Annotated in this window: 21 protein-coding genes and 1 tRNA gene; 10 read left to right on the top strand and 12 right to left on the bottom strand. The window is 56.3% G+C overall.

Features of this window, described 5'->3' with window-relative positions:
• The first annotated feature begins 236 nt into the window (after positions 1 to 236).
• From B5E43_RS12340 to B5E43_RS12350, 3 genes are all read left to right on the top strand, one after another.
• Positions 237 to 1,394: a phage/plasmid primase, P4 family gene (locus tag B5E43_RS12340; RefSeq protein WP_158099061.1), complete on the top strand. Its 1,158-nt coding sequence runs from the start codon at positions 237 to 239 to the stop codon at positions 1,392 to 1,394.
• Between the two features lie 63 nt (positions 1,395 to 1,457).
• Positions 1,458 to 1,658: a helix-turn-helix domain-containing protein gene (locus tag B5E43_RS12345; protein WP_206407000.1), complete on the top strand. Its 201-nt coding sequence runs from the start codon at positions 1,458 to 1,460 to the stop codon at positions 1,656 to 1,658.
• 82 nt (positions 1,659 to 1,740) lie between these two features.
• Positions 1,741 to 3,159 carry a site-specific integrase gene (locus B5E43_RS12350; RefSeq protein ID WP_087397151.1) on the top strand — a complete coding sequence of 473 codons (1,419 nt, stop codon included), beginning with the start codon at positions 1,741 to 1,743 and terminating at the stop codon, positions 3,157 to 3,159.
• A 153-nt stretch (positions 3,160 to 3,312) separates the two neighbouring features.
• Here B5E43_RS12350 and B5E43_RS12355 read toward each other — a convergent pair.
• Positions 3,313 to 3,388 (bottom strand) — tRNA-Arg (locus B5E43_RS12355).
• Positions 3,389 to 3,657: 269 nt separating this feature from the next.
• Between B5E43_RS12355 and B5E43_RS12360 the strand changes: the two genes are divergently transcribed.
• Genes B5E43_RS12360 through B5E43_RS12370 form a run of 3 tightly spaced genes read left to right on the top strand, consistent with a single transcriptional unit; the run spans position 3,658 to position 5,163 of the window.
• Positions 3,658 to 4,116 (top strand): LytTR family DNA-binding domain-containing protein, encoded by a 459-nt coding sequence (locus B5E43_RS12360; protein ID WP_087397153.1) that lies wholly within the window; start codon positions 3,658 to 3,660, stop codon positions 4,114 to 4,116.
• The gene (locus B5E43_RS12365) at positions 4,113 to 4,880 is read left to right on the top strand and encodes a hypothetical protein (protein ID WP_087397155.1); all 768 of its coding nucleotides are present in this window, start codon (positions 4,113 to 4,115) and stop codon (positions 4,878 to 4,880) included. The genes B5E43_RS12360 and B5E43_RS12365 overlap by 4 nt, the downstream gene beginning before the upstream one ends.
• Position 4,881: 1 nt before the next feature.
• Positions 4,882 to 5,163 (top strand): hypothetical protein, encoded by a 282-nt coding sequence (locus B5E43_RS12370; protein ID WP_087397157.1) that lies wholly within the window; start codon positions 4,882 to 4,884, stop codon positions 5,161 to 5,163.
• Between the two features lie 77 nt (positions 5,164 to 5,240).
• On the opposite strand, the gene B5E43_RS12375 is transcribed toward B5E43_RS12370, so the two are convergent.
• From B5E43_RS12375 to rplM, 8 genes are all read right to left on the bottom strand, one after another.
• Positions 5,241 to 7,298, bottom strand: a complete 2,058-nt coding sequence (locus B5E43_RS12375) for an ABC transporter ATP-binding protein (RefSeq protein WP_087397159.1) — start codon at positions 7,296 to 7,298, stop codon at positions 5,241 to 5,243.
• The gene (locus B5E43_RS12380; RefSeq protein ID WP_087397161.1) at positions 7,298 to 9,037 is read right to left on the bottom strand and encodes an ABC transporter ATP-binding protein; all 1,740 of its coding nucleotides are present in this window, start codon (positions 9,035 to 9,037) and stop codon (positions 7,298 to 7,300) included. Before B5E43_RS12380 ends, B5E43_RS12375 begins: the two co-directional genes overlap by 1 nt.
• Before the next feature lies 1 nt (position 9,038).
• Positions 9,039 to 9,524 (bottom strand): MarR family transcriptional regulator, encoded by a 486-nt coding sequence (locus B5E43_RS12385; protein ID WP_158099062.1) that lies wholly within the window; start codon positions 9,522 to 9,524, stop codon positions 9,039 to 9,041.
• A gap of 195 nt (positions 9,525 to 9,719) precedes the next feature.
• Positions 9,720 to 10,499, bottom strand: coding sequence for a sulfite exporter TauE/SafE family protein (locus B5E43_RS12390; protein ID WP_087397165.1), 780 nt, complete (start codon positions 10,497 to 10,499; stop codon positions 9,720 to 9,722).
• A gap of 292 nt (positions 10,500 to 10,791) precedes the next feature.
• Positions 10,792 to 11,838 (bottom strand): response regulator, encoded by a 1,047-nt coding sequence (locus tag B5E43_RS12395; protein ID WP_087397167.1) that lies wholly within the window; start codon positions 11,836 to 11,838, stop codon positions 10,792 to 10,794.
• Complete coding sequence (locus B5E43_RS12400; RefSeq protein WP_087397169.1) at positions 11,835 to 12,230, bottom strand: Hpt domain-containing protein; 396 nt, start codon at positions 12,228 to 12,230, stop codon at positions 11,835 to 11,837. The genes B5E43_RS12395 and B5E43_RS12400 overlap by 4 nt, the downstream gene beginning before the upstream one ends.
• A 197-nt stretch (positions 12,231 to 12,427) precedes the next feature.
• Positions 12,428 to 12,832 carry a 30S ribosomal protein S9 gene (gene rpsI / locus B5E43_RS12405; RefSeq protein WP_087397171.1) on the bottom strand — a complete coding sequence of 135 codons (405 nt, stop codon included), beginning with the start codon at positions 12,830 to 12,832 and terminating at the stop codon, positions 12,428 to 12,430.
• 16 nt (positions 12,833 to 12,848) lie between these two features.
• Positions 12,849 to 13,280 (bottom strand): 50S ribosomal protein L13, encoded by a 432-nt coding sequence (gene rplM / locus B5E43_RS12410; RefSeq protein WP_087397173.1) that lies wholly within the window; start codon positions 13,278 to 13,280, stop codon positions 12,849 to 12,851.
• A gap of 314 nt (positions 13,281 to 13,594) precedes the next feature.
• On the opposite strand from rplM, the gene B5E43_RS12415 reads away from it, so the two are divergent.
• Positions 13,595 to 14,359, top strand: a complete 765-nt coding sequence (locus B5E43_RS12415) for an ATP-binding protein (protein ID WP_087397175.1) — start codon at positions 13,595 to 13,597, stop codon at positions 14,357 to 14,359.
• Between the two features lie 11 nt (positions 14,360 to 14,370).
• On the opposite strand, the gene B5E43_RS12420 is transcribed toward B5E43_RS12415, so the two are convergent.
• On the bottom strand, positions 14,371 to 14,841 hold the full coding sequence (locus B5E43_RS12420) for a hypothetical protein (protein ID WP_087397177.1): 471 nt from the start codon (positions 14,839 to 14,841) through the stop codon (positions 14,371 to 14,373).
• 166 nt (positions 14,842 to 15,007) lie between these two features.
• Between B5E43_RS12420 and ychF the strand changes: the two genes are divergently transcribed.
• Genes ychF through B5E43_RS12435 form a run of 3 tightly spaced genes read left to right on the top strand, consistent with a single transcriptional unit; the run spans position 15,008 to position 17,236 of the window.
• Positions 15,008 to 16,096 carry a redox-regulated ATPase YchF gene (gene ychF, locus B5E43_RS12425; protein ID WP_087397179.1) on the top strand — a complete coding sequence of 363 codons (1,089 nt, stop codon included), beginning with the start codon at positions 15,008 to 15,010 and terminating at the stop codon, positions 16,094 to 16,096.
• 22 nt (positions 16,097 to 16,118) lie between these two features.
• Entirely contained in the window at positions 16,119 to 16,676 is a 558-nt protein-coding gene (locus B5E43_RS12430; protein ID WP_087397181.1) for a chromate transporter, read from the top strand.
• Entirely contained in the window at positions 16,673 to 17,236 is a 564-nt protein-coding gene (locus B5E43_RS12435; protein WP_087397183.1) for a chromate transporter, read from the top strand. Before B5E43_RS12430 ends, B5E43_RS12435 begins: the two co-directional genes overlap by 4 nt.
• 77 nt (positions 17,237 to 17,313) lie before the next feature.
• Here B5E43_RS12435 and lexA read toward each other — a convergent pair whose 3' ends face one another.
• Positions 17,314 to 17,931, bottom strand: a complete 618-nt coding sequence (gene lexA, locus B5E43_RS12440) for a transcriptional repressor LexA (protein WP_087397185.1) — start codon at positions 17,929 to 17,931, stop codon at positions 17,314 to 17,316.
• Positions 17,932 to 18,070: 139 nt separating this feature from the next.
• Complete coding sequence (locus B5E43_RS12445; protein ID WP_087397187.1) at positions 18,071 to 19,024, bottom strand: DUF975 family protein; 954 nt, start codon at positions 19,022 to 19,024, stop codon at positions 18,071 to 18,073.
• Between the last annotated feature and the right edge of the window lie 36 nt (positions 19,025 to 19,060).

The raw sequence follows: 19,060 nt of genomic DNA on the forward strand, positions 1-19,060 counted from the left end.
GAAAATCCACCAAGGTGCAACCGGACTACGCCTGCTGTATTCAGTTTAGCAAATCCTTCGGTTAACGCACAGACTATATTTTCATTCTCAGCTGTGATGGCATTTCATGAGGCGTTGAAAAGTACATAACCAAGCGACTGACTTTAATGGCGTACAAAAATGAGCTCTGGATGTTTGATGCTCCGTGCTGGCGGCACCTAGATTTCCATAAAGCGATAAGTTGCTTTCGCCGCCTTTTGGATGAAGATGGATTATCGAGTGTGTTGACTACAAGCGAGTATCGCGAGGTCTATCGCTTACTGCTTGGCAATCCCGATATCCGGCAAGAGGTCGATATTGAACCTCCGCCGCACTGTCTAAACCTCCGGGATGGGACCTTAGATTTACTGTCAATGGAACTTTATCCGCACGATCCGGAAGATGGGTTCTTTACTTTTTTGGACCTGAATTTCGCTGACATTCAAGCGAGCAACGAGGGGCAAACTTTTGAAGCCTTTGTGTCCCAAATTGGAAATTGTGACCGTGCAATCAGGCAGCAGCTTCTGGAGCTGGTAGCCCTTGCCGTTACAGGGTATGAAGCGAAGGTATTCTATGTTCTTCTGGGAGAGTCCGGCACAGGAAAGACTCAGTTCGGACGATTTTTAGAAGAATTACTGGGGCGTAAAAATGTGGAAAGCCTCTCAGGAGTCCATGATTTTACAAATCGCTTTACAACATCTGCACTGGAAGGAAAGCTCTTGGCGACTTGTCTGGATCTTCCAGATGAACCGCTTCCTTTTATTGCAGTGGGGATTATCAAGCAATTTGTAGGGGATGATCCCATTAAAGTGGAGGCCAAGTACAAGAACAGCCATACGATTTATCACAAGCCACTGCTCTTGTTTGCCGGAAATCATCCAATCCGCATTCCCAACATTTCAAAAGAGCAGGCACTCTTGAATCGCATGGTAGTCATCCCGTTTTCCAACCCGGTGCCAGTACAGGAACAAACCCCCAAACTTTATGAGCTGCTTCTAAAGGATGCACCTTATATTGTAGCGCAAGCAATCCAGGCATATAGACAACTGTACCAGCGGAACTTTGCAGTCACGCGCGTACCGTTGCCTGATGAATATGCCCCGCAGGATGGCAGAGAAGGTTATCAGGCCGTGACCCAGTTTGTCTCTGACTGCTGTCTGTTTCAGGCCGACCGTGAGATAGCAACGAAGTCACTTTATCTGGCATACCAAAATTATGCAGATAAGAATTCGTTAGCAACGATTTCTCAGATTGAATTTGCTAGAAAGCTCTCTGACTATCTGCAAACTAGGCCCGGAGTAACTTCCTGCAAGCGCGTTAGAAATGGGGCGCGTGGATACCAGGGTATAGGTCTCCGCGACGAATGGAGCTTGTAAAAGTTGCTCGTTATGTTCATGTATTATTGAAGAGAACCACATAAACAAGGAGGAATTCACCCTATGACTTACAAAAATTTTGAATCAATGCCATTTGTTCTCACAGTAGGAGACATCGCAGACACACTGGCAATTGGTCGCAACAAAGCCTATGATTTGGTCAATAGCGGAAGGATAAAGGCTTTAAAGCTCGGCAATCACTACCGCATTCCAAGAGAAAACTTTATCTCTTTTCTCAAAGACGGTGTAATGACTATCGCCTAGTTCCTTTTGTATAGCACTGCCCGCTGTCCATTGGCGGGCAGTGCTTATATTTCCATAATATATAAGAGAGAAGGGAAAGTCAATGTCTGTTCGCATCAGAGGTAACTCTTTTCAGGTGATTTATCGCTGTCCTGGTGAGGCCTCTCCCCGCACTGAGACTTTCAAGTCCAAAGACGAGGCTCTACTCCGGGACATGCAAATCAAACTGGCAAAAAAGAACGGCACCTTTGAACCGCCTGTGAAGGTTGCCAAGGGTGCTGTCCGAATCAAGCAGGAGGTTACTATCGGCGATTTCCTGGATGAATATGTGGAGGTTTACGGCCTAAAAAAATGGGGCAATTCCTATTACTCCATGTGTACGGGCCTCATCAAAAACTACATCAAGCCCTATATCGGAAATCGGTATGTACGCTCGTTTACGGTGCGTGATGTAGACGCCTACTACACGATGCTTCTTGATAAACCGGCGGCGGTAGTATCTGGCCACTTGGACACAGGAGCCAAGATTACGGCCCACACTATCGGTCGTATCCATAAATTACTCAAAAGCGCTTTCGGGAAAGCGGTGGTATGGGAGTACACCGCTGTCAATCCAACCATCGGGGCAACTCTTCCGACAGCCAAGGCGGAGAAAAGGGAAGTGTGGTCGGATGATGAGGCAATCGCCGCTCTTTCTGCCTGCAAGGAGCAACCCCTGCGTATCTGCTTATACCTTGCGTTAAGCTGCAGCATGCGCCTGGGAGAAATTCTAGGATTACAGTGGACCAATGTACATATCGAGGATGAATTGGTGGCGGAAGGTGCTGCGTTCCTTAAGGTGGATCGTGAGTTACATCGTTGCAATAATGAGAGCATCGAGGCATTGGAACGGGTCAACCGCAGCACGATTATTTTCAAATTCCCCCTTGTTATGCCTAAGAAGGCTACGACTACACTTGTACTGAAAGCGCCGAAAACTGAAAGCAGTAACCGGACGATATACCTTCCAAATGCTGTCATAGAGGAACTGCGACAAGTCAAGGCACAGCAGGCAGAATACAAGCGGCTGATGGGCGACGAATACCACGACTATGACCTGGTGGTATCGCAGCTCAATGGCCGGCCCTATGAAATCCGTATCATCGATAAGGCATTTAACAAACTCATCACGGAAAACAATTTCCGACCGGTCGTATTCCATAGCCTACGTCACAGCAGTACATCTCTGAAGCTCAAGTTGAGCCGAGGCAATATCAAGGCTGTCCAGGGTGACACAGGCCATGCCGAGGCCCGTATGGTGACGGATACATACGCCCACGGGTTCGATGCGGATCGTAAGCTAATTGCACATGAAATGGACACCGGGTTCTTTTCCAAGATTGGCACTACATCACCGGATGAGGGTGTAGACGCTGATATGCTATGTAAGTTGAAAGCACTAATCCAAAGCCGCCCGGAGCTGTTATCCGAACTACTAAGAGGGGCAGAAAAAGACCAGGAAACAGGCGTAGAGAACACTTAAATGTTGGCAAGTGTAGGCAAACTCCGGCTTTTCGAGCTCAAATCAAGAGAAGCGTGTAGGCAAAATATGCGAGCTAACTTGATATAATTGCAGGGAATGGATTCTCAAGTAAAGTGTAAAAAAGGAGCCAAAACCGACGGTTTTGGCTCCTTTTGGCACCCTGGAGAGGACTCGAACCTCCGGTCTACCGCTTAGGAGGCGGTCGCGTTATCCACTACGCTACCAGGGCTTATACACAATATTCAATTTTTTTGCAATCTTTGGCGGATGCTCCTGCTCCCGCTTAGGAGGGGGACGCTCTATCCAGTTGAGCTACTGAGACATGGAACGGTGTCTCTCCCCAATGTGGGAAAAGACTATTTTATTTTAGCCTAGGAAAAGAGGGATGTCAACGGGGAAATGGGGGACCGATGGTCTGCCCAGGGCGACCATTTGTCGAGGAGCTATGGACGGGTAGAGCGGGACATGGTATGCTGGAGGCAGAAAGGAGGGCGGGGGATGGACGTGGAACTGAAATTGGAGCCGGGACGGACCGAGCCCAAGGTGGTGATCTTGGCCGGGGAGCCCACCCCGGCGCTGGAGCGGCTAGTGCGGGAACTGAGCGGACTGGCCCTGGCCCCCATCCCGGTGTGGCGGGGGGAGGAGATGCTCCGGCTGCCCCAGGAGGCCTTTCTGCGGTTTTATACCCAGGATAAAGGGGTGCTGGCCCAGACCGAGGAGGGGAGCTTCCCGGTGCACCTGCGGCTATATGAGCTGGAGCAGCGGCTGGACGCAACCCGCTTTGTCCGCATCTCCAACGGGGAGATCGTCAATCTGGACCGGGTCACCGCTCTGGATTTGTCCCTCACCGGGACCATCCGAATGACCTTAACAGGGGGCGTTTATGCCTATGTGTCCCGGAGGTATGTGAAAAAGATCAAGCAGACGCTGCAGATGGAAAGGAGGCGGACTCCATGAAGCAAAAGGGGATAACCTGGCGAGGCCGGGCGCTCATCGGCGGGATTTTGGGGCTGCTGGCGGGAATTTTATGGGTACCCTATGCGATGTACAGCCGGGAATGCCCGCCGCTGGCGGTGCTGGCCTGTGTGGGGCTTGGGGGAATGGCCGGTGTGGCGACCCAGCCCTTTGCCGACAGTGGACGGGTGCTGCTCCTGCGGTCCGGCGGCCATTTTCTCATCACTGCTGCCTGGTTTGCCCTGCTGGTGGTGGAGCTGGACATTGCCCCGGGCTGGACGGGAGTGCTATTCTGGGAGGGACTGCTGGCTCTGTTTTATGCCCTGATCTGGCTGGGAAGATGGGTCGGGTGGTATGTGGAGGTGTCTCAGCTGCGGCAGCTGCTGGGGCTGGAGCCGGGGCCTACCCCCTTGAAATGGCGGGAGACTCTCCCTTATCTGCCCTTTGTGGTGCTGCTGTGTACCCTTGTCCCTTTGGTGCTGCGGGGCATTGAGCGGGGGATGGGGACGGATTTGCCCGCGCTGACGGGAATCGTGTACCCCTTCCTGATCCTGCCCGTGGCCAGCCTGTGCGCTGGAGTGTCTCTGGGAAAACGCAGGGGGATCTGCCCCCTGTTCCCCCTGGCCTGCTTTTTGTGTTACCTGCCCTTGGTGTTGGTTCTTTATGACACTACGGCGCTGTTCCACTGTTTTATGACCGCCCTGCCTGCCCTGGGGGGGAATGTATTGGGGTGTTTCCTGGGGCGGGCTGGCAAGATGGGAGGATAATATGGATTTACTGCTTTCTACGGCGGTTTTTTGGGGACCCGGTCTGGCCGTGTTTGTTGTGGAGTGTGTGGTGTTCCGACTCACCCGGTACCGGGGCTGGCCCCTTCGTCTGCTGCCTGCAGCGGTACTGGCCGTCTCGGCCTTCCGGTGGTGGGAGGCTTGGCGGTGGGGCGGCCCATTCCAGCCACTAACTTTGTTGGCCTGCGGGCTTTTGACCCTGTCTATGGCGGCAGGGCTGTTGCTGGGCGTGCTGGCGGGAGCCCTGTGGGCAAAGAAGGAATGAAGGAAAGAATCAGGCTCTCCCGCCTGGAAGCGGGAGAGCCTGATTGCGTTTTATTGCGTTTTTTGGAACGGAATGTTTCAGGAGAGCTGGAACTGTCCCGTATACAGCCGGTAGTACCGGCCCTTCTGTTCCAGCAGCTCGTCGTGGTCGCCCTTTTCCTCAATCTGCCCGTGCTCGATGACCACAATGCAGTTGGAGTTGCGCACCGTGGACAGCCGGTGGGCGATGACAAAGACCGTCCGGCCCTCCATAAGGGTGTCCATGCCCTTTTGGATCAGGGATTCCGTGCGGGTATCAATGGAGGAGGTGGCCTCATCCAAAATCATCACCGGGGGATCGGCCACCGCCGCCCGGGCAATGGCCAGCAGCTGGCGCTGTCCCTGGGAAAGGTTGGCTCCGTCGCCGGTGACCATGGTCTGATACCCCTGGGGCAGGCGGCGGATGAAGGAGTGGGCGTTGGCGCTCTTGGCCGCGGCAATGCACTCCTCGTCGGTGGCGTCCAGGCGCCCGTAGCGGATGTTGTCCATGATGGTGCCGGTGAACAGGTGGGTGTCCTGGAGCACCGCACCCAGGGAACGGCGCAGGTCGTCCTTGCGGATGGTCTTTACGTCCAGACCGTCATAGGTGATGAGACCGCCTTCGATCTCATAAAAGCGGTTGATGAGGTTGGTGATAGTGGTCTTTCCCGCGCCGGTGGAGCCTACGAAGGCGATCTTCTGGCCGGGGTTGGCGTACACCGTCACGTCGTGGAGTACCTGCTTGCCGGGCACATAGGAGAAGTCCACGTGGCTGAAGCGGACAGCTCCCTTCAGCTCAGTGTAGGTAAACTCCTCCCCCTCCTTGCACCGCACGGCACCCCGGATGGGGTGCAGACCCATAGTGCCGTCGGGCCCCGGGTATTTCCAGGCCCAGCCGGTGTTGGGTCCCGCCAGCTCCCCGTCCTTGGGCAGCTCTACAGCGGACTTGTCAGGCAGGTTCAGCACGCGAACCAGCTTCATGGGACTGGATTTGGGAACCTTCCAGGCCCAGACGCCGGTGCGGGTGGTCTCATTGGAGGACAGCGGGACCAAAACGCCGTTTTCCTTCCGGGCCCGCACCAGGGTGATCTTCCCCTCGTCCACCTCGGGCTGGGTGTCCATGACCTCGAAGATCCGTTCCGCGCCGGCCAGGGCGGAGAGGAGGGAGGTCATTTGCTGGGAGATCTGGTTGAGGGGCTGGCCCACCTGCTTGGAGTAGTTGAGGTAAACCACCAGTCCGCCCAGGTCAAAGCCCTGGAGGACGGAAAGCAGCCCGCCGAAGGCGGCGGTCAGGGCGTAGCTGATGTTCATCAGGTTAGCCGAGACAGGCATGATCATGGTGGAGTAGAAATTGGCCTTCTGGGCGGCGTCCCGGTAGGCGTCGTTGAGCTGCTTAAAGTCAGCTTTGGCCTGTTCCTCGTGGGTAAAGGCCTTGACCACCTTCAGCCCTTCGATCATTTCCTGAATGTTGCCGTTGACCTTGCCCAGGGCCGCCTGCTGCTGCTGGTAATAGTTGCGGCTACGGCCGCCCAGGCTTTTGAACAGGGCCATGGTGAGGGCAAGCACCAGGGCGGTGACCAGGAAGAGCTTCCAGTTGATGAAGAGCATCATCACCACCAGCCCCACAAACATCAGGCAGCTGGAGCACATGGAGACCACGCTCTGCTCCAGGGCCAGCTGGACGTTGTCGGCGTCGTTGGTGAAGCGGCTCATCAGCTCTCCGTGGGGATGCTTATCAAAGTAGCTCAGGGGCAGCTGCTGCAGCTTGTCAAACAGGTCGTGGCGCAGGCGGTTGACACCCCGCTGGGCCAGGCGGACCATGGTGGCCGACTGGCCATAGGTGGCCAGGCAGCCGATGAGGTAAATGCCCACCAGCTTGGCAATGGCCAGCCCCAGTCCCGCAAAGTCGGTGCAGCCCGACCAGATAAAGTTGTTGATGATGCCCCGCATCATATAGGAGCCGCCAATGTTGGTGGCCACAGAGGTCAGCAGGCACAGGAGAATGAACAGCAGCGGCAGCTTGCTGCGGGTGAGGTAGCCCACCAGACGAAGAACGGTCTTTTTCAGCTCCTTGGGCTTTTGGAATCCGCCCCGGGGCGCATGATTGGGTCCTGGCATTATTCACCCACCCCCTCTTGTTGGGAACGATAGATTTCCTGATAAATGGGATTGCTGGCCAGCAATTCCTCGTGCGTGCCCTGGCCGGCGATGTGGTCGTCGTCCAGAATGAGGATTTGGTCGGCATATTGCACGGAGGAAATGCGCTGGGCGATGATGATGACCGTGGTGTCCTTCAGATTCTGGGCAAAGGACTGGCGGATGGCGGCCTCGGTGGTGGAGTCCACGGCGGAGGTGGAGTCATCCAAAATCAGGATGGCGGGCTTGCGGAGCATGGCGCGGGCAATGCACAGCCGCTGCTTCTGTCCGCCGGAGACGTTGACGCCGCCCTGGTCCAGATAGGTGTCGAAGCCGTCGGGGAAGGACATGATAAAGTCATAGGCCTGGGCGTCCTTGGCCGCCTGAATAATCTCTTCTTCCGTTGCATCGGGATTGCCCCAGAGAAGGTTCTCCCGAATGGTGCCGGTAAAGAGGACGTTGGTTTGTAGGACCATACCGATGCGACCCCGCAGTTCATCCAGGGGGTAATCCCGCACGTCCATGCCGTCCACGAGGACCCGGCCCCCAGTGACATCGTAGAACCGGGGGATCAGGTTGACCAGGGAGGACTTACCTGTACCGGTACCGCCCACAATGGCCACAAACTGCCCCGGCTCCACGGAGAAGGAGATGTGGGAGAGCACATCATCTCCAGTGCCGGTGGCCACATACTTAAAGGACACATCCTCAAACTCCACCTTCCCCTTGGGGGCGGGGAGCTGAGCCTGAGGGGCGCCCTCCCGGTCCTGAACGGAGGGGACGGTGTTCAGCACCTCATTGATCCGGTGGGCGCAGGCCTGGGCTCGGGAGAGCTGGAGGAGGGACATGGCCACCATCATCACACTCATAAGGATCTGGAAAATGTAGTTGATGAAGGCCTGAAGGCTGCCCAAATCAAAGGTGGCGCCCATCACCATTTTGCCACCGAAGTACAGCACCGCCACCGTGGCGCCGTTGAGGCAGAGCATCATGACGGGCAGGATGGCAATGACCCGCAGGCCTACGCTTAAAGCGGCCTGCATCAGCTCGTCGTTGGCCTTTTTAAACTTCTTCCGCTCGTGGTTCTCCCGCACGAAGGCCTTGACCACCCGGATGGCCACCAGGTTTTCCTGTAGGGTGTTGTTTAAGGCGTCGATGCGGGCCTGCATGACCTCAAAGAGCTTGGTACACATCTTCATGAGGATTCCGATGACCAGAGCCATCAGGGGAATGACCACCACCAGAATAAAGGCTAGGCGGGCATTGAGGGAGATGCTGATAATCAGGGCAGCGATCAGCATCACCGGAGCCCGGACCAGCATCCGAAGGCCCATGGCCAGCATCATGGTCATGGCGTTGACATCGTTGGTCATACGGGTGATGAGGGAAGCGGAGGAGAAGCGGTCAATGTCAGCAAAGGAGAACTGCTGCACCTGGTCAAACAGGCACTGCCGCAGATTGGCGCCGAAGCCCTGGCTGGCAAAGGTGGAATACTTGGCCGCCAGTACGCCGCAGGCCATGGAAATCCCTGCCAGCAGCAGCATCAGAGCGCCCAGCTGAAAGATATAGGTGACATTTTCGACCGGGATGGCGGTGTCCACGATCTCCGCCATCACCAGTGGGAGCAGCAGCTCACAGATGACCTCCAGGATAATGAGAATGGGCGAGAGAATGGCCTGTTTCTTATAGCCCTGGAGATGGGTTAAAAATAGGGAAAGCAAATTAAGATTCCTCCTTTCGCTTGGGCTGGGCGTTTAATGGGGGACGTAGATTTTGAAGCATGCGGAGTCGGAAGGACATTATCAGCTCCAGCTCCTGAGGGGTAAATCCCTCCAGCATCTGCTCCGCCACGGCATCAAAGGCCCGCTGACAGCCCTCCACGGCGTGGTATCCCTTTTCGGTGAGCAATACCTGGTTGCGGCGGGCATCTCCGGGTCCCGGTTGTCGTCGGATGTAGCCGCTTCGTTCCAGGGATTTTAGTGAGTTTGCCACGGCGGCGGGAGAGATATGCAGCTGTTGAGCCAGCTCCCGTTGGGCCAGGAGGGGGGCGCCGGTGCTCGTCTCCTGGGAGCTTTTTAAAATGGTCAGGAGCATGGGATGGCCCACCTCGCTCAGACCCCGGGCAGACAGCTCGGCGCTCAAAGCATTTCGGTGGGCCTGGTGGAGCTGTTGGGCCAATAGCTCCATTTGACTGATGTGAATTGCCATGTACATTCCCCCAAAAGGAATCATTAACGGGTTAACGATTAGCGTGCTAATCATTTTAGCACCCAGGACCGGAAAGTCAAGGAATTTTCAGCCGGGTTTAAAAAATGTTTACACTTTTGGGAAAAGGAAAAGCCGCCCTAAGCAGGGCGGCTGGAAGAATAAGATTTAAAAGGGAGGAGTCGGAGTGGTGACGCATCAGGGAGCGAAGCGCCAGGCATTGTAGAAGCAAATAAACACAATGACCAGCAGTAGACCAGCAAAGAGTTTGTCCGTGGTGGCGGCAGAAATGCGCTTGTTGATTTTAGAGCCCAGCATACCGCCCAAAATCCCAGCTGCCACCATGAGCACCAGATAAATCAGTTCAAATTCAGGGATGGTGCGCTGGATGCAGGAGGTGAGGAAGCTGGAGGCCTGGGAGAACATGATGATGTACAGGGAGTTGGCAGCCGCTTTTTTGGTGTCCATCGAGAAGGCAAAATAGAGGATGGCCAGGTTGATGGGTCCTCCACCAATCCCCAAAAAGGCGGAGAGCACCCCCATGAGCAGGCCCAGCAGGACGGTGGCAACCGGATTGTGAACCTGGTAGGAGGGGAGACGGGAGCGAAGGAAGGCGCTGTATACCAGGGTCAGAATGGTAATAATGGCCAGAACAATGGCCTGCACCATACCCACCAGCTGGTCCTGAGTCATGGCCTTCAGCTGCTGGAAAATGGCGTTGCCGGCAATGCCACCCAGCACGGCACCCAGAGCCAGTAGGCTGCCGGTGCGCAGCTCCACCAGGTGGCTTTTCCGCTGCTTGATCATGGAGACCACAGACATGGACAGAACCGACAGTCCCGATAGAAAGCTGATGCTGCTTACGCTCATAATGTGCAGCGCGTCCAAAACCGGCTTAATAATCACGCCGCCGCCGATTCCGCAGATGCCTCCGATGGTGGAAGCGGCCAAACAGATCGCGAAGATAATGATTCCCATGGGCCAAAGTCCTCCTCAAGAAAATAGGAGCGGCGCCTCAAGGACGCGCCACTCCAGGACAATATAGGCACTCCATCCGTTCGCTAATGGGGGGCTGGCCCATGGAGGATGGAGAAACCGGTGTAAATTGCCAGGTCCTGCCGTGCCTGTCTATTATCCGACTTTTTCCCCCCTGCGTCAAGGAGCTTTTTGTGTTACGTTATACAAGTGGCCACATTGCAGGCCCTCTGGGGTACGCCAGACGAATCCGGAAAAAGAGCTTACGTAGGCTGCCGGTCGGAAAGGCAGGCCATTAGCTCTTCGCGGGCCACCTGGGCCGCCTGATACAGATCAGAATCAAGGGCACGCCCCACATCGCTGGCCAGGGCCCGGAGGCTACGGTCCAGACGGTCGGGATAGCCCTGGAAAAATTCCAGATAATCCATGCAGCGAAGTGCGGTGTGTACCAACTGAGCGCTGATGGGCAGCGGATTGGGGGCCGCTTCCAGGGGGTAGCCGGTGCCGTCGTAATTTTTGTGGTGCAGTATGCAATTTCAGCGGCGTAACGGGCCAGCGGGTGCGCGCTGCTGGGGCCGGTGGTAAACAGGGCGTGTCCCAGTGTGGTGTGCTGAAAATAGATGTTTTGGCCGGAGCCCCCCTGCTCCGGGCCGTGGAGAAGAATGTCGTCCGGGATGCCCAGCAAACCAATGTCGCAGAACACTGCCGCCTGACCAATGAGCAGTACCTCGGAGGGGGACAGCCCACAGCTGGGTTTGACTTTGCGTAGTCCGTTGGCCAGTGCCTGGGTAATTTGTCCTAACAGGTGGTACTTGTGGGGAGAAAGGCCGGGACGGTTTTGAAAAAACAAGTCTAGGAGCCGATTCCAGTGGTCAGCCAAGGAGGGCTCCTGGGGGGTAACCGGGAGCTGGGGTGTTTGAGCAGCTTGGAGGGAGTGGTCTAAAATGGTGGAGCCAGTGGGCCAGGCATTGCGTACGACCGAACAGACCCGTTCCTGAGCGGAGACGGGGCTCAGGGGCTTGACCAGAAAGTCGGAGGCCCCCTTGTCTACACCACTGAGGACATATTCCTTTCGGGCGTCGGAGGTAATCAGAATCACGGGCAGATCTGCGGTGGCCTCTACGGTTTGCAGCTGCTGAAGCACAGGAAAACCAGCTCCTCGCTTGCCTAAACAGATATCCAGCAATATGGCACAGATGCGCTGGGAATTTCGGTGGATGTAGGACAGGGCAGGACGGGATTCTTCAAAGCACTCAACATGGAAAAGCGATTTAAAAATTTCCCTTAAAATGGCTAAATCAAGGGGGGAGTCATCAATAACCAGAAGGGTGTCTCGATTCATAGCGGTCCTCCTTGGGGGAATACAGCCCCATACTGTTTCAGTAGTTGGATAAGGGGGGCGGCCGCAGCGTCGATCTGCTGGAGTATGGATTCCAAACGCTGGGGATGGTTCAGCCCGTGTTCCCGGTACTCCTCCAAAAGCTGCTGGGACAGCTGGGCAATGGGGAGCAGACTCAAGTTTCCGGAAAGTCCCTTTAAATTATGAATTTTGGTATAAAAAACGTCGGCCTGCTGCTGTTGAAGGGCCTGACGGATGGCGGGGAGCTCCATGGCCTGGGGAAGGCGGAGCAAAAAGGAGAGATATAGCTCCTGGTTGCCCATAAAACGGTTCAGGGCCTCAGAAACCGCTACGCCGGTTTGAGGAAGGGCTGCGAGCAGAGCGTCAGAATCCATATTGAGCCTCCTTTGCAGAGCAAGAATAGATATGGGTGTGCAGACGCCGGAGCCCTGGGCTAGACGTCGGCACAAGCCTGTTTACAGGAACAAGCGGTCAAAAGTATATGCGGCAAGCCAGTGTCGGTTTTCGTAATAGCAAAAGAAAAACAGCCAGCCCAAATCGGGCTGGCTGTTTTGAAATACAATGGAAAATCTCAGCGCTTGGAGAACTGGGGGGCGCGGCGGGCGGCCTTCAAGCCGTACTTCTTGCGCTCCTTCATTCTGGGGTCGCGGGTCAGGAAGCCAGCGGCCTTCAGAGCGGGACGGAACTCCTCGTTGACCAGGAGCAGAGCGCGGGAAATGCCGTGCCGGATGGCGCCGGCCTGGCCGGTCACGCCGCCGCCGGTGACGGTGGCCACGATGTCCACCTTGCCCAGCTGCTCAGTGGTGACCAGGGGCTGACGGACAATGAGCTTCAGGGTATCCAGGCCGAAGTAGTCGTCGATATCACGGCCGTTGATGGTGATGGCGCCAGTGCCATTGGGGAACAGGTGGACGCGGGCCACGGAGGACTTCCGGCGGCCGGTGCCATAGAAATAAGGCTTCTTGCTCTTATACATGATCTAAATCCTCCTCTTACTCGGCGTCCCAGGTCTGGGGCTTCTGGGCGGCATGGGGATGCTCGCTGCCGCGATAGATGTGCAGGCGAGTCAGGGAGTCCTTGGTAATGATGTTGTGGGGCATCATGCCGCGGATGGCCAGCTTCATAGCCAGCTCAGGCTTGCTCTGCATCAGGGTGCGGTACTTGACTTCCTTCAGGCCGCCAACCCAGCCGGAGTGAGTGCGGTAATACTTCTGATCCAGCTTCTTACCAGTCAGGACGGCCTGCTCAGCGTTGATGACGATGACGAAGTCGCCGCAGTCAGCGTGAGGGGTGTACTCGGGCTTCCGCTTGCCGCGCAGCAGATCGGCGGCCAGGGCAGCGGTCTTACCCAGGGGCTTGGCGGCGGCGTCCAGGACGTACCAGTTCCGCACGATGTTCCCCTTGTTTGCCATGAAAGTGGACATAGGTGAAACCTCCATTTTCCTTCTATAAATCGTAACCATTTGGTTGGTGATAAAACAGTGCGCTCCACTCTGTACAAGCGGAGCGTTTTGTATTATAGTACGGGGGTGGCCGGGTGTCAACGGCATTTTCACACTTTTTTCACGCTGCTCAATAAAATCTCTTGTTTTCTCGATAAATCTCTTATTTTCTCTTGTTTTCTAACTTTCAATTTTTATTTTTCTTAGTGGGACAAAATCATAAAATCAGCAATAAAAGTATAAGAAAGCTGGCAGCTGCGCCGGTTTCACCTATTTTTTTGCCAAGGAGGAGCGATATGAACAAGATCCTGTCACTGACCCGCCGTTGCGTGGAGGACTATGAGATGATTGCGCCCGGGGACCGGATTGCGGTAGGGGTGTCGGGGGGAAAGGATTCCATTACCCTGCTGGCGGCCCTGGCAAAGCTAAGGGAGTTTTACCCCGTCCCCTTTACTGTGGAGGCCATCACTCTGGACATGGGACACGCCGACGGCCGGCCGGGGATGGACTTTACCCCAGTAGCCCAGTTTTGCCAGGAGCTTGGAGTGCCCTATACCATTATAAAAAGTGAAATACACCATGTGATTTTTGATTTACGGCGGGAGAAGAACCCCTGCTCCATGTGCGCCAAGATGCGCCGTGGGGCCCTCCATGACGGGATGAAGGAGCGGGGCATCACTAAAATCGCCCTGGGCCACCACTATGACGACGCCATCGAGACCTTTTTCATGTCCCTGATTTTTGAGGGGCGGCTGTCCTGCTTCCAACCGGTGACCTATCTGGACCGCACAGGCATCACTCAGATCCGGCCCTTGCTGTACTGCGGGGAGAAGCTCGTTGCCCACACCGCCCGGCGGCTGAATTTCCCGGTGGTGGAAAACCCGTGCCCCGCCAACGGGAACACCAAGCGGCAGGAGATTAAGGAGCTGATCTACCAGCTTCAGGGGAAGTATCCCGGCCTGAAGGCCAGGACCTTTGGGGCTATGCAGCGTCTCCCACTGCCGGAGTGGGGGCCGGTGGAGCACCGGCGCCGTCCCCTTCCCGAGGAACTGGAGGAATAAAAACAGCCGCCTTATCGGGCGGCTGTGTGGCTGCGGATGTAGCTGGAAAGCTGGCGGAAGGTCTCCTTGCCCACCGCGGAGCGGAATAAAAACCAGTGGATGTGGGGGGAACGGGAACGGACCTGGAGAAAGCGTTTACGCGTGGTGACCTGCCGCACACTGGTCCAGGGGATATGGATCTGCCGGTCACCCCAGATCTCTGTCAGCCCAGAGTCGTCCACCCGCACGGTGCTGGTTATCCCTGCCTGGTGCTGCCAGAGGGTGAAGAACAAAGAGAAGGCGGAGGAGAGGAGAAAAATCACACCGCAGAACGAGAGCAGCAGGACGATATAATAGGACAGCAGGCTCACCCCCAGGCTGATGCCCTCTCTTGGGGGAAAGGTAGGACACATGGCGGCGGGGAGCAGCAAGAGAAGCCAACGGAAGGTATAGAACATGTACTTGGTATAGATAAAGGGACTGATCCGGTAGGAAAACTCCATGGAAGACACTCCTTTTCCCAATGTGGAGGTTTGCGCTTTTCAGTATAGCATAGGATTCTCCTTCCCACAAGGGAAAAGGACCATAAGATGGTCTTGCAAGTTTTTAATAAACCAGATATAATATTTTGGCTAACTTTGAAAATGACAACGGAAAAGAGGAATTGCCGTGAAATTAGGTATCGTCGGCCTGCCAAACGTGGGCAAAAGTACCCTGTTTAACGCCATTACCAATGCCGGAGCGGAGAGCGCCAACTATCCCTTCTGCACTATCGACCCCAATGTGGGTATGGTAGCGGTTCCGGACTACCGTCTGGACAAGCTCAGCGAGATGTACCACCCCAAGAAGACCACCCCGGCCGTCATTGAGTTTGTGGACATTGCCGGACTGGTGAAGGGGGCCTCCAAGGGAGAGGGCCTGGGCAACAAGTTCTTGGGCAACATCCGTATGACCGATGCCATCGTCCATGTGGTGCGGTGCTTTGATGACGATAACGTCATCCACGTGGAGGGCTCTACAGACCCCATCCGGGATATGGACACCATTGACCTGGAGCTTATTATGGCCGACCTGGAGATGGTGGAGCGGCGGATTGACAAGGCCAAGAAGGCGGCCAAGGGGGACAAGAAGTTCCTCCAGGAGGCCGCAGACTTTGAGGGGCTGCGGGACTGGCTCAACGACGGCAAGTCCGCCCGGTCCTATGAGGAAGTGGATATTGCCAAGGAATATCCCGACTGCGAGCTGCTCTCCCTCAAGCCGGTGATCTACGCCGCCAACCTGGATGAGGACGGCTTTGCCGACCCCCACGGAGTGGACTACTACCGCCAGGTGGAGGAGCGCGCTCAGGCGGAGGGGGCCCAGGTGATCCCGGTGTGTGCCAAGCTGGAGGCGGAGATCGCCGAACTGCCCGCCGAAGAGAAGAAGATGTTCCTGGATGACCTGGGCATTGCCGAGTCCGGTCTGGACCGGCTGGTGAAGGCCAGCTACACCCTGCTGGGCCTCATTTCCTACCTCACCTCCGGGGAGGACGAGTGCCGGGCCTGGACCATTAAACGGGGCACCAAAGCCCCCCAGGCGGCGGGCAAAATCCACTCCGATTTTGAGCGGGGCTTCATCCGGGCCGAGGTGGTCTCCTATGAGGACCTGATGGCCTGCGGCACCATGGCGGCAGCCCGGGAGAAGGGACTCATCCGCTCGGAGGGGAAAGAGTATGTGGTCCAGGATGGGGATATCATCCTGTTCCGGTTCAACGTCTGAGCAGGAGGGCCGGAGAATCATTATGAATGTACTGGTTGACCTGTTTTTTACCTTTGCCCGGATCGGAGTCTGTACCTTTGGCGGGGGTTATGCCATGCTCCCCATCCTCCAGCGGGAGGTGGTGGAGAAGCGGGGGTGGGCCACCGATGAGGAGCTGACCGACTACTTCGCCATTGGCCAGTGTACCCCTGGCATCATCGCGGTGAATACCGCCACCTTCATCGGCTATAAGCTGAAAAGCTATGTGGGGGGCGTGGTGGCTACCCTGGGGCTGGTGTTTCCCTCCCTTGTTATTATCACCATTATCGCCGCCTGCCTGTCCAATTTTGCCGACATCCCGGTGGTGCAGCACGCCCTGGCGGGCGTCAACGCCTGTGTGGTGGCCCTGATTGCCACCAGCGTGCTGGAGCTGGGAAAATCCACCCTGAAAAATGCTCTGTCTGTGGCCATCTTCCTGGTGGTGCTGGTGCTGGGCTTTGTAGTGGGCGTGTCCCCCGTCATTCTCATTGTGGCGGCCGGCCTGGTGGGCTTTGTGGTCTACCGCCTGTTGAAGCTGTCCAAGGGAGGTGAGGGGAAATGATTCTGCTGCGCTTGTTTTTTGAATTTGCCAAGACCGGCCTGTTCGCCGTGGGCGGCGGCTTGGCCACCATTCCCTTCCTACAGGATCTGGGGGCCCGTACAGGCTGGTTTACCGATGCCCAGCTGACCACCATGATCGCGGTCTCCGAGTCCACACCGGGCCCCATGGGGGTGAATATGGCCACCTATGTGGGGTATCAGATTTCCGGTATCCCGGGCGCTATCGTAGCCACTCTGGGCCTGATCTTCCCCTCCATTGTGGTCATTATAATTATCGCCGGCTTTTTACAGAAGTTCCGTCAGTCCAAGACGGTTGACGCCGTCTTCCAGGGACTACGCCCCGCCTCCACCGCTCTGATCGCTTCGGCGGGACTGAGTGTGGCCACTGCTGTCCTGGTTACCATTGAGGGCGTGGAGGAGCATGTGCTTGTCCCTCACTGGCCGGCCATCGTCCTGGCTGCGGCGGTATTCGTGCTGATGAAGTGGAGCCCGCTGAAGAAGCTCCACCCCATTGTTTTTATTGCCATTTCCGCTGTGGTGGGCGCGGTGTTCCAATTTTAACTCTAGTTCATTTCAACACAAAGTCAAAAACGCCCTGAGCGAAGTCTTCGCTCAGGGCGTTTTATTTAAAGGCGTGCTCAATACCGGCGGACCACCGCTACCACCTTGCCGATGATCTCGGCCCGAGTGCCGTCAATGGGCTCGTAATCCGGGTTCTCCGGCAGCAGCCAGGTGTGACCGTCCCGCCGGGACAGGGTTTTGACAGTAGCCTCATCCTCGAAGAGGGCCACCACGATCTCGCCATTGTGGGCCTCACTCTGTCGGTGGACCACCACCAGATCCCCGGGCAAAATCCCAGCTCCCAGCATGGATTCCCCACGGACCTTTAGGGCGAAATGCTCTCCGGACAGCCCCTGGGTGTCAAAAGTCAGGTAGTCCTCAATACACTCCTGGGCCAGAATGGGGGAGCCAGCAGCCACGTTGCCCAGGATAGGCACCTGATTGGCGTGGGGGTCGGCCTCTTCTGCTACGCCGGACAGGGCGGCGCCGGGAAGGGTGATGGCCCGGGTCTTGCCCTCCGCCTTGACGATCACACCGGCCTCTTCCAGGCCCTTCATATGGAAATGGACGGTGGAGGGGGACTTTAATCCCACAGCAGCGCCGATTTCACGCACCGAGGGGGGATAGCCGTGCTCATTGGTAAAGGAGAGAATGTAGTCGTAAATTTGTTGTTGCTTGGCGGTGAGCTTGGCCATAGTTGACGCTCCTTTCGTGGGCAGGCGGGACTATCTGGATAATTGTAGTTGTATTTTATCATACATTTGTACGAATGTCAAACGGATGTTCTTTGGGTTTCATAAAATATGCTCCCCCATTTTGAGGGAGCATAGAGGATTACACAGGGGGCGCAAATTCCTGCTGCAGACGCAGGCGTTCGCAGTAGAAGCCGGCGCGGGCGGTAAGGCGGTAGGGAAGCAGCCACAGTAAAACGGGGACGGCGACCAGTTGGGTGAGAAGAGCGCCACCCAGACTGTTGGCAATAGAGTAAAACAGCAGGTAGATGGGCTCATAGTCGGTGGAAAACCCGAAAAGGTCCACCGGCACCCCCGACTGCCAGAGGGCATAGCCGGAGAAGAGATCGGGCAGCTGCTGGAGGGGAATCTGGGACAGGGCTTGAAAGAAGCCCCCCTGCCACAGACAGAACACCAGGGCCAGAAGGGAGAGGAGGGTGCTGAGCAGAATCCAGCCTACAAAGGAGAACTCCAGCTTAAACAGCTCCCACTTCCAGCCGCGGGTCAGGGATATGCTGCGCCGAATGGCGGCGGAAGGGCCGTCATCGGGCCGGTCAGCCAGTAAGAAGGGGGCCATGGAGTAGCGAAGCATCATGACCTGTACGGCCAGATAGACCACACCCATTCCCAGCACAGTCAGGGAAGGGACCATAGAGCTGAGAATGAGCACCAGGGGGAGCAGGACAACGCTTAGAACGATACTCCAGCCCAGCATGCGCAGGTAAAGGAAAATTTCCATCAGCAGCACCCGACCGGCTACGGAGAACCCCTGGACCAGAGAGCCAGCGCCGGGATTCAGACGGCGGTAGGTCCACAGGGCCCAAAGGCGAAATCCAAAGTTTATGACCACTTTGTAAAGCAGGAAGAAAATCCCCACAAAGAAGAAGGCGGAGCCCCACATGGCCCAGTCGCCGGAGGGGAGGGGGAGGTAGGAGAGGAGAAGGTATAATCCAGAGGTGAGAAGAAGGTAGAGCAGAGTGATCAGCCAGAAGGGAGGCCGTGTGGCAGACATGGCCTCCCGGGCCTGGTGTTTCAGCTCGCTGCGGTCAAGTTCCATGAAAAGGCTCCTATCATACTGAAAATCATGCGCAGG

It is taken from the genome of Flavonifractor sp. An100 (genome assembly GCF_002161175.1).
In the GTDB taxonomy this organism is placed as follows: domain Bacteria; phylum Bacillota; class Clostridia; order Oscillospirales; family Oscillospiraceae; genus Lawsonibacter.

Bases quoted from the DNA above. Each gene is read 5' to 3' on its own strand.
- B5E43_RS12445 (WP_087397187.1), bottom strand. From the start codon at position 19,024: ATGGAACTTGACCGCAGCGAGCTGAAACACCAGGCCCGGGAGGCCATG.
- B5E43_RS12375 (WP_087397159.1), bottom strand. From the start codon at position 7,298: ATGCCAGGACCCAATCATGCGCCCCGGGGCGGATTCCAAAAGCCCAAG.
- rpsI (WP_087397171.1), bottom strand. From the start codon at position 12,832: ATGTATAAGAGCAAGAAGCCTTATTTCTATGGCACCGGCCGCCGGAAG.
- B5E43_RS12350 (WP_087397151.1), top strand. From the start codon at position 1,741: ATGTCTGTTCGCATCAGAGGTAACTCTTTTCAGGTGATTTATCGCTGT.
- lexA (WP_087397185.1), bottom strand. From the start codon at position 17,931: ATGGCCAAGCTCACCGCCAAGCAACAACAAATTTACGACTACATTCTC.
- B5E43_RS12435 (WP_087397183.1), top strand. From the start codon at position 16,673: ATGATTCTGCTGCGCTTGTTTTTTGAATTTGCCAAGACCGGCCTGTTC.
- B5E43_RS12415 (WP_087397175.1), top strand. From the start codon at position 13,595: ATGAACAAGATCCTGTCACTGACCCGCCGTTGCGTGGAGGACTATGAG.
- B5E43_RS12365 (WP_087397155.1), top strand. From the start codon at position 4,113: ATGAAGCAAAAGGGGATAACCTGGCGAGGCCGGGCGCTCATCGGCGGG.
- B5E43_RS12430 (WP_087397181.1), top strand. From the start codon at position 16,119: ATGAATGTACTGGTTGACCTGTTTTTTACCTTTGCCCGGATCGGAGTC.
- B5E43_RS12385 (WP_158099062.1), bottom strand. From the start codon at position 9,524: ATGGCAATTCACATCAGTCAAATGGAGCTATTGGCCCAACAGCTCCAC.
- B5E43_RS12345 (WP_206407000.1), top strand. From the start codon at position 1,458: ATGACTTACAAAAATTTTGAATCAATGCCATTTGTTCTCACAGTAGGA.
- B5E43_RS12395 (WP_087397167.1), bottom strand. From the start codon at position 11,838: ATGAATCGAGACACCCTTCTGGTTATTGATGACTCCCCCCTTGATTTA.
- rplM (WP_087397173.1), bottom strand. From the start codon at position 13,280: ATGTCCACTTTCATGGCAAACAAGGGGAACATCGTGCGGAACTGGTAC.
- B5E43_RS12370 (WP_087397157.1), top strand. From the start codon at position 4,882: ATGGATTTACTGCTTTCTACGGCGGTTTTTTGGGGACCCGGTCTGGCC.
- B5E43_RS12360 (WP_087397153.1), top strand. From the start codon at position 3,658: ATGGACGTGGAACTGAAATTGGAGCCGGGACGGACCGAGCCCAAGGTG.
- B5E43_RS12400 (WP_087397169.1), bottom strand. From the start codon at position 12,230: ATGGATTCTGACGCTCTGCTCGCAGCCCTTCCTCAAACCGGCGTAGCG.
- B5E43_RS12420 (WP_087397177.1), bottom strand. From the start codon at position 14,841: ATGGAGTTTTCCTACCGGATCAGTCCCTTTATCTATACCAAGTACATG.
- B5E43_RS12390 (WP_087397165.1), bottom strand. From the start codon at position 10,499: ATGGGAATCATTATCTTCGCGATCTGTTTGGCCGCTTCCACCATCGGA.